General features: G+C 32.2%; 10 protein-coding genes. 6 read left to right on the top strand and 4 right to left on the bottom strand.

The genetic code is table 11. The features are described 5' to 3' along the window. Positions 1-5 precede the first annotated feature (5 nt). Positions 6-1,010 (bottom strand): tRNA lysidine(34) synthetase, encoded by a 1,005-nt coding sequence (locus MAEO_RS03990; protein WP_011973512.1) that lies wholly within the window; start codon positions 1,008-1,010, stop codon positions 6-8. Between the two features lie 124 nt (positions 1,011-1,134). Between MAEO_RS03990 and thiI the strand changes: the two genes are divergently transcribed. Beyond that, positions 1,135-2,355 carry a tRNA uracil 4-sulfurtransferase ThiI gene (gene thiI, locus MAEO_RS03985; protein WP_011973511.1) on the top strand — a complete coding sequence of 407 codons (1,221 nt, stop codon included), beginning with the start codon at positions 1,135-1,137 and terminating at the stop codon, positions 2,353-2,355. 29 nt (positions 2,356-2,384) lie between these two features. On the opposite strand, the gene MAEO_RS03980 is transcribed toward thiI, so the two are convergent. From MAEO_RS03980 to MAEO_RS03970, 3 genes are all read right to left on the bottom strand, one after another. Beyond that, the gene (locus MAEO_RS03980; RefSeq protein ID WP_048062376.1) at positions 2,385-3,302 is read right to left on the bottom strand and encodes a TIGR00269 family protein; all 918 of its coding nucleotides are present in this window, start codon (positions 3,300-3,302) and stop codon (positions 2,385-2,387) included. Between the two features lie 98 nt (positions 3,303-3,400). Further along, positions 3,401-3,796 (bottom strand): 4Fe-4S binding protein, encoded by a 396-nt coding sequence (locus tag MAEO_RS03975; RefSeq protein ID WP_011973509.1) that lies wholly within the window; start codon positions 3,794-3,796, stop codon positions 3,401-3,403. Between the two features lie 197 nt (positions 3,797-3,993). Next, positions 3,994-5,529 (bottom strand): homocysteine biosynthesis protein, encoded by a 1,536-nt coding sequence (locus MAEO_RS03970; protein WP_011973508.1) that lies wholly within the window; start codon positions 5,527-5,529, stop codon positions 3,994-3,996. Positions 5,530-6,033: 504 nt separating this feature from the next. On the opposite strand from MAEO_RS03970, the gene MAEO_RS03965 reads away from it, so the two are divergent. From MAEO_RS03965 to rpoA2, 5 genes are all read left to right on the top strand, one after another. After that, positions 6,034-6,270: a DNA-directed RNA polymerase subunit H gene (locus MAEO_RS03965; RefSeq protein WP_011973507.1), complete on the top strand. Its 237-nt coding sequence runs from the start codon at positions 6,034-6,036 to the stop codon at positions 6,268-6,270. Positions 6,271-6,505: 235 nt separating this feature from the next. Beyond that, on the top strand, positions 6,506-8,038 hold the full coding sequence (locus MAEO_RS03960; protein WP_011973506.1) for a DNA-directed RNA polymerase subunit B'': 1,533 nt from the start codon (positions 6,506-6,508) through the stop codon (positions 8,036-8,038). Between the two features lie 113 nt (positions 8,039-8,151). Further along, positions 8,152-9,987: a DNA-directed RNA polymerase subunit B gene (rpoB, locus tag MAEO_RS03955; RefSeq protein ID WP_011973505.1), complete on the top strand. Its 1,836-nt coding sequence runs from the start codon at positions 8,152-8,154 to the stop codon at positions 9,985-9,987. Positions 9,988-10,484: 497 nt separating this feature from the next. Continuing rightward, the gene (locus MAEO_RS03950) at positions 10,485-13,151 is read left to right on the top strand and encodes a DNA-directed RNA polymerase subunit A' (RefSeq protein WP_011973504.1); all 2,667 of its coding nucleotides are present in this window, start codon (positions 10,485-10,487) and stop codon (positions 13,149-13,151) included. 163 nt (positions 13,152-13,314) lie between these two features. Next, complete coding sequence (gene rpoA2, locus MAEO_RS03945) at positions 13,315-14,508, top strand: DNA-directed RNA polymerase subunit A'' (RefSeq protein ID WP_011973503.1); 1,194 nt, start codon at positions 13,315-13,317, stop codon at positions 14,506-14,508. Positions 14,509-14,602 lie beyond the last annotated feature (94 nt).

Genomic DNA, 14,602 nt, shown 5'->3' with positions numbered 1-14,602 from the left:
TATTTTTATTTTTCCTTTTTATAGTGTTCAATAGTGCTTAATGCGGAAGAAATTACCATCTCCCTTATATTTTTTACATCTTTTTCAAGGGCTCCAAGAACTTCATGACATTTTTTCCTAATGCCGTCTCCATTTTCCCTACTATATGGACATTCATTCTTGTCATGGTAATAATCTAAATCACATTCATTAAGCGCCTTTAGTATATCTTTTTCAGATACACTCAATAGAGGTCTTATTAATATGCAATCCTGCAATTTAACTTTGAATTTACCATAGTCAAATTCAGAATTGTGGAATCGTTTCAATGGTTCAAGGGTTCGTATAACATCCCCCTTTAAGATATTCGCCAATATTGTATCTGAATTATCCTCCAAGGTATGGCCAAAACATATTTTTATTTTGTTCTCGTCTATTTTTTCATCTTTTTGGATTTCTTTTTCAAAGAGCTCTCTGGCAAAGTTAGTTAATACATGTCGCCTAACCACAGAGCATGAAAAACATGGGGAATATTCTATTCCCTTTGTATTCTCCGATAATATTTTAGACATTTGAACTACATCTTGGTCATAACCTATTATTTTGTGGGGGATATTCAGATTTTTACAATGGTTTATTACTTTGTCCATGTTTTTATTTGTTTCACTCCATGGCCTATTATTTTCAATATTCAAATCCACTGTTATAGCATATATTTTTATCCCATATTTTCGCCTATATGGCTCTAATAAGTGCAATAATGCTAAACTATCTTTTCCACCACTTAAACCAACTATGATATGGTCTTTTGGGCTAATTATTTGGTGTTTTGAAATATATCTGCCTATTCTTTGAGATATCTCTTCATATTTCCTAGAATAAATTATTGGAATGTTGAATTCTTGTTCAATTTGTTCTATTTTGTCCTTTGATAGTCTCGCTAATCTTTTATTATTGATTATTATTTTATCATTTCTAATTGTTAGATATGATGGGTCACAATGTTTTTTCAATTCTTTTATATTAATCATTCTTTCACTTATTTATAAAGGTTTCGTTTATATTTTCACAGGCTATATGGATAATATATTATATTTATATATATTATATATAACTATACTCCTATATAATATATAAAATATATCAGGTGAAAAATTGAATAATAATAATGAAGATATTGATAATAATAATATTATTAAAGTAATAGTAAGATATGGCGAGATTGGAACAAAGGCAAGAGGGACAAGAAAAAGATTTGAACAAACCCTTAAAGAAAATATTAAAAATACACTTAAAAAATATAATATTTATTCGGAGGTCGATATATTACATACAAGATTATTATTGACCATAAATAAGGATAATTTAGATAAATCTCTAGAATTATTGGGCAAAATATCTGGTATTGTATCATACAGTCCAATTTTGGAATGTAATTTAGATATAAATGAAATTGAAAAATTGGCAATAGAAGTATTTGATAAAGAAATTAATACTGAAACAAACAAAACAAAAGATATTATTACATTTGCCGTAAAAACCCAGAGAGTTAAGAAAAAATTTAAAATGAATTCAATGGAATTAAGTGCCCATATTGGGAGCTCCATAGCATTACGATATGAAGACAGCCCTATAAATTTAAAAGTAGATTTAAAAAATCCAGATATATTGTTAAATATTGAGTTAATGGATAATGCAATGATATTTACAAAAAAAATTAGGGGAATTGGTGGAATACCTGTTGGAACACAGGGAAAAGTGTTGGTTTTATTGTCTGATGGGATAGATAGTTCCGTAGCATCCTATTATATTATTAAAAGGGGCTGCAATGCTGTATTTTTACATATGAAATTATCCGAAGAAGGACTCGAAAAAACTAAAAAATTATGTGGCGTATTAAATGATTATGATTGTAATTCTGAATTGATTGTTGTAGATTATAAAGAGGAATTAAAAAATATAGTTAGCAATTTAAAGAAAATAAATCGAGAAAAATATGCCTGTGTGTTCTGTAAAAAAACAATGTTAAAAATCGCAGAAAAATATGCAAAAGAAAATAATTGTCATGCCATAGTGAATGGAGATAATTTGGGACAGGTTGCATCTCAAACTTTAAAAAATCTTGCTGTGATTAGTGAAGGTGTGGAGCTCCCAATACTTAGGCCACTTATAGGATTTGATAAACAGGAAATAATAAATAAGGCAAAAGAAATCGGCACATATGAAATATCGATAAGTAAAGAAATAAAATGTTTTGCAGTTCCTATTCATCCAATAACCAATGCAGATATTCGAGAAATTAGATATATTGAGGAAAGATTGGAAAGAAATGCAAAAAAAGAAGAGATAAAAGAAGAAGTAGAAAATAATGAATAATATAAAAATACAATAAAATAAGAATTAAATTAAACTCTTATTCCTAAATTTTCCAAAAGGGCACATGATTTACATATTTCGGAGCTCCCAGCTTCACCACAATATTTACAAATACTCATATTTTTTTCAACTGGAATATGTTCAATGAGTTTTTTAAATCCTGAAACAATTGAATATGATGTTCCAGGGTGTTTTTTTTCAAGATTTTCAACTATATCAGATACTTCCGCCCGATATGATATAGAGGAATATGGACATGGGTCTTTGTGATAATTCAAACCAATTAAATCTGCAAATAGCAATACTTCATGCTCTGGAATGTCTTGTAATGGTTTCATTCTTTTTACAAATAGGGAGCTCCCTGCATCTTTTCCTAATATTGCTAATTTATTGATGTCCCCCTTAATGTAATTCATCATTACGGCTTGTGCTATATCATCTAAATTATGCCCAATTGCAAGATAATCGGCATTTTCATTTAAAGATACCTTATTTAATATTTTTCGCCTAATTACTCCGCAAAATGTGCATGGATTTAGGTTTACATTTTTTTCTTTTGCTATCTTTACAATTTCATCTAAATTATAGCCTACGGTTTCTTTGAATGTTGCTATTTTATATTCCATATTATATTCTTCACAAAATTCTATTGCATGAGTTATTCCTTCTTTTCGATATCCTTCAATTCCTTCATCAACCATAACACCTATTATTCTTGTGTTTGGTATTGGTTTATAGAGCTCCTTCAAAACATGGGCCATAACTAAACTATCTTTTCCACCGCTTAATCCAACGATAATAGTCATATCCTTAGTTATGTTTTTTCGACCTATTGTTTTTCTTGCTCTTTTTAAAATATATTTTATAAAGCATTCTTTACAGAAATTTAATCCTGAATGTCTTTGGTAATATATTTTTGGGTTGGTTTTGCATAAACTACATTTCATAATATCAGCCATCATCATAATATAAATAATATAAATAAAAAAATAACATCTAAAAAAAATAAATGTTTAAAATATAAAAAAATTAATTTATTAATTTATTATTCGTCCAATACTTCAACCGCATTAGTGGGGCATACTTTTACACAGTTTTTACATCCAATACATTCGTCATAATCAAATATTATTTTATATTCTTCTACACTTATGGCTTTAACTGGACAATGAACAACACAGGCACCACAGTCAATACATTTATCTTCATTTTGTTTTATGGATTTGGATACATCTTCTATTTCTCCATAATTCAATAATCTTTGAATGGCTGCTTTAATGTCTTCGCTGTTTCCATTTAATTCAAGCATTAAAAAACTTTCATTTGGTTCTATTCTTGCGGTTAATATATTCATCATTACTTTTGTTTCCAATATTACTTCTGAAATGATGGGTTGGTTGGTGTATTTCTCTTCCACCCAGTAGTATATTCTTTTTTTCATATTTTAACCTCTTAAATCTCTAAATTTTCTTTCATAACAGCTATGCGACTGTAAAATCTACAAAAGATTTTAAATAGTTAATCTTCGGACAATTTCACTAAATCATTTTGTAGTTAAACTAAACTGTCCCAATAAACTACTAAACCCAAAGAAATCCATTAAATTGGAAATGATAAGGGACAGTTATTGAAGATTAACTATAATTTAGCTCTAATTCCTACTAATTTTGAAAGGTCTTCCGCAGTAATCATTCCAACTACTTTTTTATTTTTGTCCAATATTGGAGCTCCTGAAATATTGTATATGCTCATTTTTCTTGCCAATACATCAATGGGCTCATCAACTGTGGAACTAATTACGGTGGCAGTCATTATCTCCAATATAGAGTTTTTATTTTGGGCAACTGCTCGGGCTATGTCCCATGAAGTTATTATTCCCACTAAATTTTTATTTTCATCCACTATTGGGAGATGATTAATGCCATTTTCAATTAATATTTTTGAAGCTTCATTAATTGATATATTTTGATTTGCTAAAATTGGTGGTTTGCTTATAATATCTCCAACAAGTTTGGCCTGGGCTTTCATAGGTTTAGGGGCGGCATAACTTAATGGATTTACCCGTTCCGTTAATAAGAAATCTCCTTTTAATATCCATTTTTTTAGTTCTTCGGCGATTTCCCTTGATTTTTTATAGCTTGAAACTGATGCTGTTTTTATGGTTTCTTCAATTATTTCTCCATCGATATTTAATTTGGTGGTTATTTCACCAGTTCGTAATTCCTTGTAATTTGTTTTACCTATTACAGGTCGGTCTCTTCTTTGAACTCCATAATCTAAAATTGGTATTTCAATATCCTCATCTCTAATGGCACAAGATTTTGCAACCTCTTCATTTAATACAGGTATTGGAACACCCATTCCTACAAATAATGATGGGCCATATTTTGGAATTGTAGATGCCCTTATGTATTTTTTATCCATTTCTTTAAGGTCTCCCTTTATCATTATAGTTCCAAATTTAGTATCTGGGCTGTGCTGGGTTCCTTCTCCAATGATATAACCCTCTGCACCACCCAAAAATATTTTTGTTCCGATGCCGATTGTATTGTATGATTTGGTGGTATTGTTATAGTCATTTTGTAGTGGATTAAGTTGTCCAGCTCCAGAATAGTTTATATTACCTAATTCTGGAAGTAATGTTCCCATGTAGGTATATAATTTTTCATCCAGACTGTTTGTTGCGGCCACATATGATTGATAACAGTTTCTTGGATTAATCATTATTGCCTGATTCAAATCATCGATTGTTATGGTGGTGGATACTTTTTTTCTCGGATAGCAATCGGTAGTATAACCTTCAGCTTTTAATGTTATTTCTTTTTTAGCTACTAAGTCCTCAATTACATGGGCCCCACCATAGTTTATATCAATATCATCATCAGAATTGGGCTGGGTTGCTCCTAAATATGCATCTACTGCTGCAACTCCCGAATATGCCTCCACTCCGTTTAAGTATGTTTTTATCATTTTTATTGGTGGGTCAGAATGTCCAAAGTTTAAAAATATTCCACTAGAACACATTGCACCAAAAGTTCCGGTTGTAACTATATCTACCTCTTTTGATGCATTTTTTGAACCAATGTCTTCTACGATTTTAATCATTTCCTCTGCATTGACAACTACTGCATCATTATTCTTTATTTTTTCATTAATTTCTGCTATGGTTTTCATAATTTCCTCTCTCGCATAAATTGTATTGTATATTGTATATGTATCCTATATGGTGTGTTCGGAAAGTCAAATTTCAAATATGGTGAAAATCAAGGTTTTTACCCGATGGTCCATAATAACCATATAATGATCTGGCGCATAATCTCCCAAATTATGGGATATGCCACTACAAAGAGTTCCGAACAACTTTTAATAACTCTCCACTAACACTAGGACAACAAAAAGATAATCCAATTTAATTAATAATATATCTTGTATGTAATGTTGATAAGGATACAATAATAATATTAATAGATATGCTAATATTTGGTTGTATATTATTTATCCTATTTATTTATTTCCCCATTACAATCGAAAAAAATATATAGTAGTAGTAATTATTTTACATGATGCATAACATTTTTATATATATATGGTATATTTACTATGTTATTTATTATTTCATTTATTTATATTCTATTTTAATCAATTCAATTATACAATATATCTTTAAGGTGGCATACTGTGAAGATAGCATTAAATCAAATGGTTCCTAAGCATGAAGTTATTTCAAAGGAAGAAGTTCAAAAGTTATTAGCGAAATACGATATAAAGATACAACAGCTACCAAAAATATTTGATATTGACCCCGTTATTGAAGAAATTGGGGCAAAACCTGGCGATGTAGTTAAAATATCAAGAGATAGCCCAACCTCGGGACATGCTACATATTATAGGTTAGTAGTCAAAAAGACAATTTAAGTATTTTTCCATTTTCGAAGGAAAAAGTGAGTATTTTTTTAGAATTATCGAAGCGAAGTGGAGAGCTACAAAAACTAGAATAGTTTTTGTTCAATAGAATTTTAATTCTCAATATATATTAATATATTTATATTATTTCTTGTATTGAATTATTAATTATCGTTCTATATATTTAGCATACTAATAAGCATATTTATATTTATATTTATAATAATTTTAAATAAGGGGGAAAATCATGGAATCCCGTATAATTGTTGACGAATTTTTTAAAGAAAATAGTTTGGTTGAACACCATATTAACTCATATAATAAATTTGTGGAAAATAGCATCCAAAAAGTTATCGACGAAGCAGCTCCTATTGAGGCAGAAGTAAAAGGAGGATTCAAAGTAAAATTTGGAAAAGTTAGAGTAGGAAAACCGATAAATAAAGAAGCAGACGGCTCTGTTAAGGAAATTTATCCAGTTGAGGCAAGAATTAGAAATTTATCCTACTCGGCCCCCTTATATTTGGAAATTACTCCTATAATGGGCGGAGGTGAAGATGAAGAAGGTAATAAATATGAAGTAGAAGAGGGAGAAACTGTTGAGGCCTATATTGGGGAGCTCCCTGTCATGCTTGGTTCCATTATATGTCATTTAAATGGTAAGTCCGAAGATGAATTGGTAAAAATGGGGGAAGACGCAAGAGACCCTATGGGCTATTTTATTGTTAATGGTTCAGAAAAGGCAGTTGTAGCACAGGAGGATTTAATTCCAAATAGAATATTGTGTGAGAAAGTAGAAAAAACAGGAAAACCAGTTTATATTGCAAAAGTATTTTCAACAAGACATGGATTTAGGGCATTATGTGCTGTGGAAAAACACGACGATGGAAGATTAAATGTGTCCTTCCCAGGAATGTCTGGAAATATTCCACTTGTGATATTGTTAAAAGCATTAGGTGCTGAAAATGATAGTGCAGTATTTAAAATAATTTCGGAAGACCCTGCTGTTAGTATGCAGTTGATAGCAAACATACTAGAAACAAGAGAGGAACATCAAGTAATAACCCGAGAAGATGCTCTGGAATATATCGGAAAAAGAGTGGCCCCAGGTCAGCCAAAAGAATATAGGCTTAAAAGAGCTGAAACTATACTTTGTAACTATTTATTGCCACATATGGGCGTTAAAAAGGAAAATTTGTTTGAAAAATGTATTTATTTAGGTAGAATGGCCAAAAATGCCATAGAATTATATTTGGGATTGAGGGTTGAAGATGATAAGGACCACTATGCAAATAAAAGATTAAAATTAGCAGGGGACCTTATGGAAGACCTTTTTAGGTATTCATTTAACCAATTGAACAAAGATATGAAATACCAATTAGAGAGACAGGCAATAAGAAATAAATCTCCATCAATTCAAGCCGCAGTTAGAAGTGATGTTTTAACTGAAAGAATAAGACATGCTATGGCAACAGGAAACTGGGTTGGCGGTAGAACTGGAGTTAGTCAATTACTTGATAGAACAAGTTATTTGGCAACAGTTTCGCAACTTAGAAGATTGGTATCTCCTTTATCTAGGTCACAGCCACACTTTGAAGCAAGGGATTTACATGCTACACAGTGGGGAAAAATTTGTCCATCAGAAACTCCTGAGGGTCCAAACTGTGGTTTGGTTAAAAACATAGCAGTAATGTGTGAAATCACTACACAGGAACAAGATGATAAAATAATTGATTTATTAAAAGAATCAGGATATGTAAAATCGGCTAAGGATAGTTATTAATCTATATTTTAAATAATATATATTTAAATTTTTAATTATATTTAATGATAATTATTACTATTATATTAATTGTCATATTCAATAAAATTTATTAGGTTAAAAAGGTGAAAACCTTGGAAAAATATGCAAATTTATATGTTAATGGAAAATTAATCGGTTCAGTGGAGTCTCCCGATGAACTTATAAAATATTTAAGGGATAATAGGCGAAATGGCCAAATATCTCCTTTTACTTCAATATCTTACAATGAAGAGAGCTCCGATATACACATTTCAACGGATGCAGGTAGGGCCGTTAGGCCATTAATTGTTGTAGAAAATGGAGTGTCTAAATTAAACGAAGAACTCATTAAAAAAGTAGAGCAGGGCGAACTTAATTTTTCAGGATTGGTTAAAATGGGGGTTATTGAATATTTAGATGCCGAGGAAGAGGAGAATGCATATATTGCAAACTATGAAAAAGATTTAACTAAAAATCACACTCATCTTGAAATTGACCCATTATCAATACTTGGAATAGGTGCAGGTGTTGCCCCATATCCTGAGCATAACTCTGCTCCAAGGATTACAATGGCGGCGGCCATGGGTAAGCAATCCCTTGGAATGCCATTGGCAAATATGAAATTAAGAATGGATACAAAGGCACATTTATTACATTATCCTCAGGTTCCTATTGTTAGAACTAAACACCAAGAAATACTTGGATTTGACAGAAGACCAGCAGGTCAAAATTTTGTTGTAGCTGTAATGAGTTATGAAGGATACAACATGGAGGATGCTTTTATCATAAATAAGGCATCAATCGAAAGAGGACTTGCGAGAAGTAGCTTTTTCAGAAGCTATGAAGGTTTTGAAAAAAGACATCCTGGGGGACAGGTAGATAGGTTTGAAATCCCTGAGCAAGGGGTTAGAGGATACAGGGCAGAAGAGGCATATAGAAATTTAGGGGACGATGGTATTGTAGAGGTAGAATCAGAGGTAAAATCTGGAGATGTAATAATTGGAAAAACCTCCCCACCAAGATTTTTGGAGGAGCAAGATATATCTTTAAGGTCTAAATCTCAAAGAAGAGATACCTCTATTACCATTAGACATGGAGAAGGGGGCATTGTAGATGCCGTAATATTGTCTGAAACCAAAGAAGGAAATAGATTGGCAAAAATTAGAGTAAGAGATTTAAGAATACCAGAATTGGGAGATAAATTTGCTTCAAGGCACGGTCAGAAAGGGGTTTTAGGTCTTATAGTTCCCCAAGAAGACATGCCATTTACTGAAAATGGAGTAGTTCCAGATTTAATAATTAATCCCCATGCAATTCCATCAAGGATGACTATTGGTCAGGTATTGGAAATGATTGGGGGAAAAGTCGGTTCTATGAACTGTAAAAGAATAGATGGAACTATATTTAGTGGAGACCCAGAATGGGAATTAAGGAGCTCCATGGAAAAGTGCGGATACAAACACAATGGTAAAGAAGTAATGTTTGATGGAAAAACTGGAAAAAAACTTGAATGCGAAATATTTGTTGGAATAGCATACTACCAGAAATTACATCATCTTGTGGCAGGAAAAATGCATGCAAGAAGTAGGGGTCCAATACAGGTATTAACAAGACAGCCAACAGAAGGTAGGGCAAGAGAAGGAGGTTTAAGATTTGGAGAAATGGAAAGGGATGTTCTTATCGGGCATGGAACGGCATTATTATTGAAGGAACGATTATTTGATGAATCCGACCCTTATGAATGCCATATTTGTTCCAACTGTGGTGAAGTTGCCATATATGACCACAAAAGAGGAATGAAAAGATGTCAAGCATGTGGCGAAACAGAGGATGTTCAAAATAATAGAAAAATACCTTCTGTAAGGTTGCCTTATGCCTTTAAGTTATTATTGGATGAGCTTAGAAGTATGGGAATAAATCCAAAGCTTGAATTAAAAGATAGAGTATAATTATATTTTTAATTATATTCTTAATATTTATTATGTATGGTCAATCTTCGGTATTTTTCACCAAACTGTTCTAGATTAAAAGCTAAAATCTCTCCATATTTATCAATAATGAAGAAATTTATTTACAAAATCTTCGATTTTGTACAAAATCCTAAAAGGATTTTGTTTACAAAAGCTATGCTTTTGTATAAAATCTCGAAGAGATTTTATTCAATGATTTGGACGGATAAAGGACAGTTATTGAAGATTAACTATATTTCGTGTATTTTTTAATTATTATTAATCTTTAATCATAGTATGTTCAAGTCTGTTCTCGAATGTCTAAAAAGACTTCATATATCATATAAACAACAACGAAATTATTAAATAATAATCCATTATGGTGTAAAGTTAAGCAATTAAAATTGCTAAACCAAAGGAGTTTCTGAACATACTATATCAGTATATTAGAGATATTTAGGACATTTAATAATTATGCCATAATATAAGGTGATTTAATGGATAGATATGACATTCCAAAAGAAATCGGGGGAATAGTATTTGGTTTATTATCTCCAGAATATATCCGAAAAATTTCAGTAGCGAAAATTGTAACTGCTGATACTTATGATGATGATGGATACCCCATAGATGGAGGTTTAATGGATACTAGATTGGGAGTAATAGATCCGGGTCTTGTATGTAAAACCTGCGGGGGAAGGGTAGGAACATGCCCTGGTCATTTTGGACATATTGAGTTATCAAAACCTGCTGTCCATATCGGGTATGCAAAAGACATATACAAAATACTAAAGGCTGTATGTCCGCACTGTGGAAAGGTGGCTTTAAGTGAAACCAGAAGAATGGAATACCTTAAAAAAATGGAAACTTTAGAAGAAGAAGGCGGAGATAAATGGCAATTGGCTGACGATGTGTTAAAAGAAGGGGCCGGAAAAGATATCTGCCCGTACTGTGGCGAAACTAAATATGATATAAAATATTCTAAACCAACGGCTTATTTGCAGATAGAAGGAAAAACCCAAAAACAACTGATGTCTTCAGAAGTTAGAGAAATTCTAGAAAAAATACCTGATGAAGATTGTATGTTAATAGGTGTTAATCCAGAAGTAGCAAGACCTGAATGGATGATTTTAACAAGCCTACCTGTGCCACCAGTTACAGTTAGGCCTTCTATTACGCTTGAAAGTGGGGAACGAAGTGAGGACGATTTAACCCATAAATTAGTTGATATTATCAGAATTAACCAGAGGTTAGACGAAAATATTGAGGGAGGAGCTCCTAACTTAATTATTGAAGACCTTTGGGATTTATTACAATACCACATAAATACCTACTTTGATAATGAAGCACCTGGAACACCTCCCGCACGACATAGAAGTGGAAGACCGCTCAGAACTATTGCTCAAAGGTTAAAAGGTAAAGAAGGTAGATTTAGGCATAATCTTGCAGGTAAAAGGGTAAATTTCTCAGCAAGGACCGTTATTTCGCCCGACCCAAGATTAAGTATAAATGAAGTAGGTATTCCAAAGCAAATAGCAAAAGAATTAACCATTCCTGAGAAGGTCACAAAATACAATATTGATAAAATAAGGGAGCTCATAGCAAATGGTGCAGATAATCACCCTGGTGTTAACTATCTTATCAAAAAAGTAAAGACAAGAGATGGAAAGGAAGAAGAATATAAAATAAAAATAACTGATAAAGTTAAAGAACTTTGGTCGGAAAAAGTGGAAGAAGGAATGATTGTCGAGAGACATTTAATTGATGGAGATATTGTATTATATAACAGGCAACCTTCATTACACAGAATGTCAATTATGGCACACCGGGTAAAAGTTTTGCCGTATAGGACATTTAGACACAATCTTTGTGTATGTCCGCCTTACAATGCTGACTTCGATGGAGATGAAATGAACATACATGTTCCTCAATCAGAAGAGGCTAGAGCAGAGGCTGAGGCAATAATGCTTGTAGAAAATCATATTGTTTCTCCCAGATATGGTGGTCCAATTATTGGGGCAATTCACGATTTCATATCCGGGGCATATGTGTTAACAAGTTCCTACTTTACAAAAGATGAAGCTTCAATATTGTTAAGAAGTGCCAATCTTGAAATGGATTTGGGAGCTCCTGATAAAATTGAAGATGGAGTAGAATTATACAGCGGAAGAACACTATTTTCTAAAACACTTCCTAAGGAATTAACTCTAAAATATAGGGCAAAAACTTGTAAAAAATGTGAAATTTGTGAAAAAGAAGACTGCCCTCATGATTCCTATGTGGTAATAATAAATGGGGAGCTCCTGAAAGGAGTTATTGATAAAAATGGATATGGTTCTGAGGCAGGAATTATATTAAATACCCTAGTTAAAGAATTTGGTTCAGAACAAGCAAGAATATTCCTTGATACTTCAACAAAAATGTCCATAAAATCCATGATGATAAAAGGTTTTACAACTGGTATTGACGATGAAGATATTTCAGAAGAGTCTGTTGAGGAAATAAAGGCGACTTTGGATAAAGCAGAAAAAGAAGTTGAAGAAATAATTAAAGAATATGAAAACGGAACACTTGAATTACTGCCTGGAAGAAGCCCAGAAGAATCAAGGGAAGCATATATTATGCAGGTATTGGGTAAGGCTAGGGATGATGCAGGTAAGGTTGCTGAACGAAATTTAAGTAAAACAAACCATGCAGCAGTAATGGCAAGGACCGGTGCAAGAGGTTCATTGTTGAATATTACAATGATGGCCGGTTGTGTTGGTCAGCAGGCAGTTAGGGGAGGAAGAATATTTAGGGGATACAGAGATAGAACGCTACCTCACTTCGAAAAAGGAAGTTTATCCGCAGAATCCCACGGTTTCGTTAGGAGTTGCTATAAAACAGGTATGACGCCCACAGAATACTTCTTCCACGCCATGGGGGGAAGAGAAGGATTAGTGGACCAGGCTGTTAGGACGGCACAATCTGGATACATGCAAAGAAGATTGGTAAATGCTCTTCAAGACCTAAAAGTAGAATATGATACATCTGTAAGAGATTCAAAAGGGATGATTGTTCAATTTACCTACGGGGATGATGGAGTAGACCCTGCAAAGGCCGACCATGGAAAATCTGTGGATTTAGACAAAATATTTACAAAAGTTAAGTCAAAATATGAATAAAATAGAATGAATAAATAAAATATGGGATTTACATATAATTGTTGTGTGGAGCTCCCAAACACACCATATACATATATGCATATTTAATTATTTCATCTATATTATTTAATATTATTTTTTTAAATTTAAACATTTAAGATATACCCTTAAAATGGTGGAATAAATGGAAAAAACCATGCTGGAACAGAAATTAGAAAATACAATATTGCCATTATTGTTAAAAAAAGAATTAATAAATAAAATAATAAGTGAAAAAATAGAAGATGAAAATATAATACGAGATATAATTTCTGAAACTGTTAAATCATATGAAAGAACACTTGTTGAACCTAATGAATCAGTTGGAGTTGTGGCAGCCCAATCCCTCGGGGAGCCCGGGACACAGATGACAATGCGAACATTTCACTATGCGGGTGTTGCGGAGTTAAATGTTACGCTGGGTCTTCCAAGGATGATTGAGATTGTAGATGCTAGAAAAGAGCCATCTACTCCTACGATGACGGTATATTTAACAGAAGACTATGCATTTGATAAAAGTAAGGCAGAAGAAGTAGCAAAAAACATTGAAAGCATAACTGTTCAGAATATCGCACAAGATATACATATAGACATGGTTAAACTAGCTATAAATGTAGTATTAAATCCAGAATCAATGAAGCAACGAAATATAACTGCTGATGATGTGATGGAAGCTATTAAAAAGAAGATGAAATTAAAAATAGAACAGGAAGGCAATATTCTTCGATTAATAATAAAAACACCATCATTAAAAGCACTTAGAAAAAGAATTCCAAAAGTTAAATCCATTCATTTAAAGGGAGTTCCAAATATACCTCGGGTTATCGTTAAAAAAGATGATACAATGGGAGAATATATTCTACACAGTGAAGGTTCAAATTTAAGTGCCGTATTTGAGATTGATGGAGTAGATATGGTAAGAACTACTTCAAATAATATCGTGGAGATTCAAGATGTATTGGGCATAGAAGCAGCTAGAAATGCCATTATAAATGAAATAAGTGGTGTTTTAAACCAGCAAGGTCTTAATGTTGATATAAGGCATTTAATGGTGATAGCAGATATCATGACTGCTGACGGATCTGTTAAATCAATAGGTAGGCATGGATTAAGTGGTGAAAAAGCCTCAGTTCTTGCAAGAGCTGCATTTGAAGAAACTGTAAAACATTTATATTCTGCGGCTGAAAAAGGACATTCCGATAAATTAAGCGGAGTTGTGGAAAATATCATTGTTGGAAAACCTATATCCATGGGAACTGGCTGTGTGGATGTATATATAGATAGAGATTATGAAGAAGGAAAAGATTTGATGATAACGGTTGAAAAAGAGGAAAATTAATAATTAATGAAATATATAATTTTTATATTTGTTATTAATTTATTATTGTCATTAATCTACTACTATATTTTTTATTAATTTATTTTATTATAGT

The organism is Methanococcus aeolicus Nankai-3, from assembly GCF_000017185.1.
Taxonomy (GTDB): domain Archaea; phylum AGJL01; class Methanococci; order Methanococcales; family Methanococcaceae; genus Methanofervidicoccus; species Methanofervidicoccus aeolicus.
The sequence above is the reverse complement of the archived record's forward strand: the minus strand, read 5'-3'. Positions and strand labels throughout refer to the sequence as shown.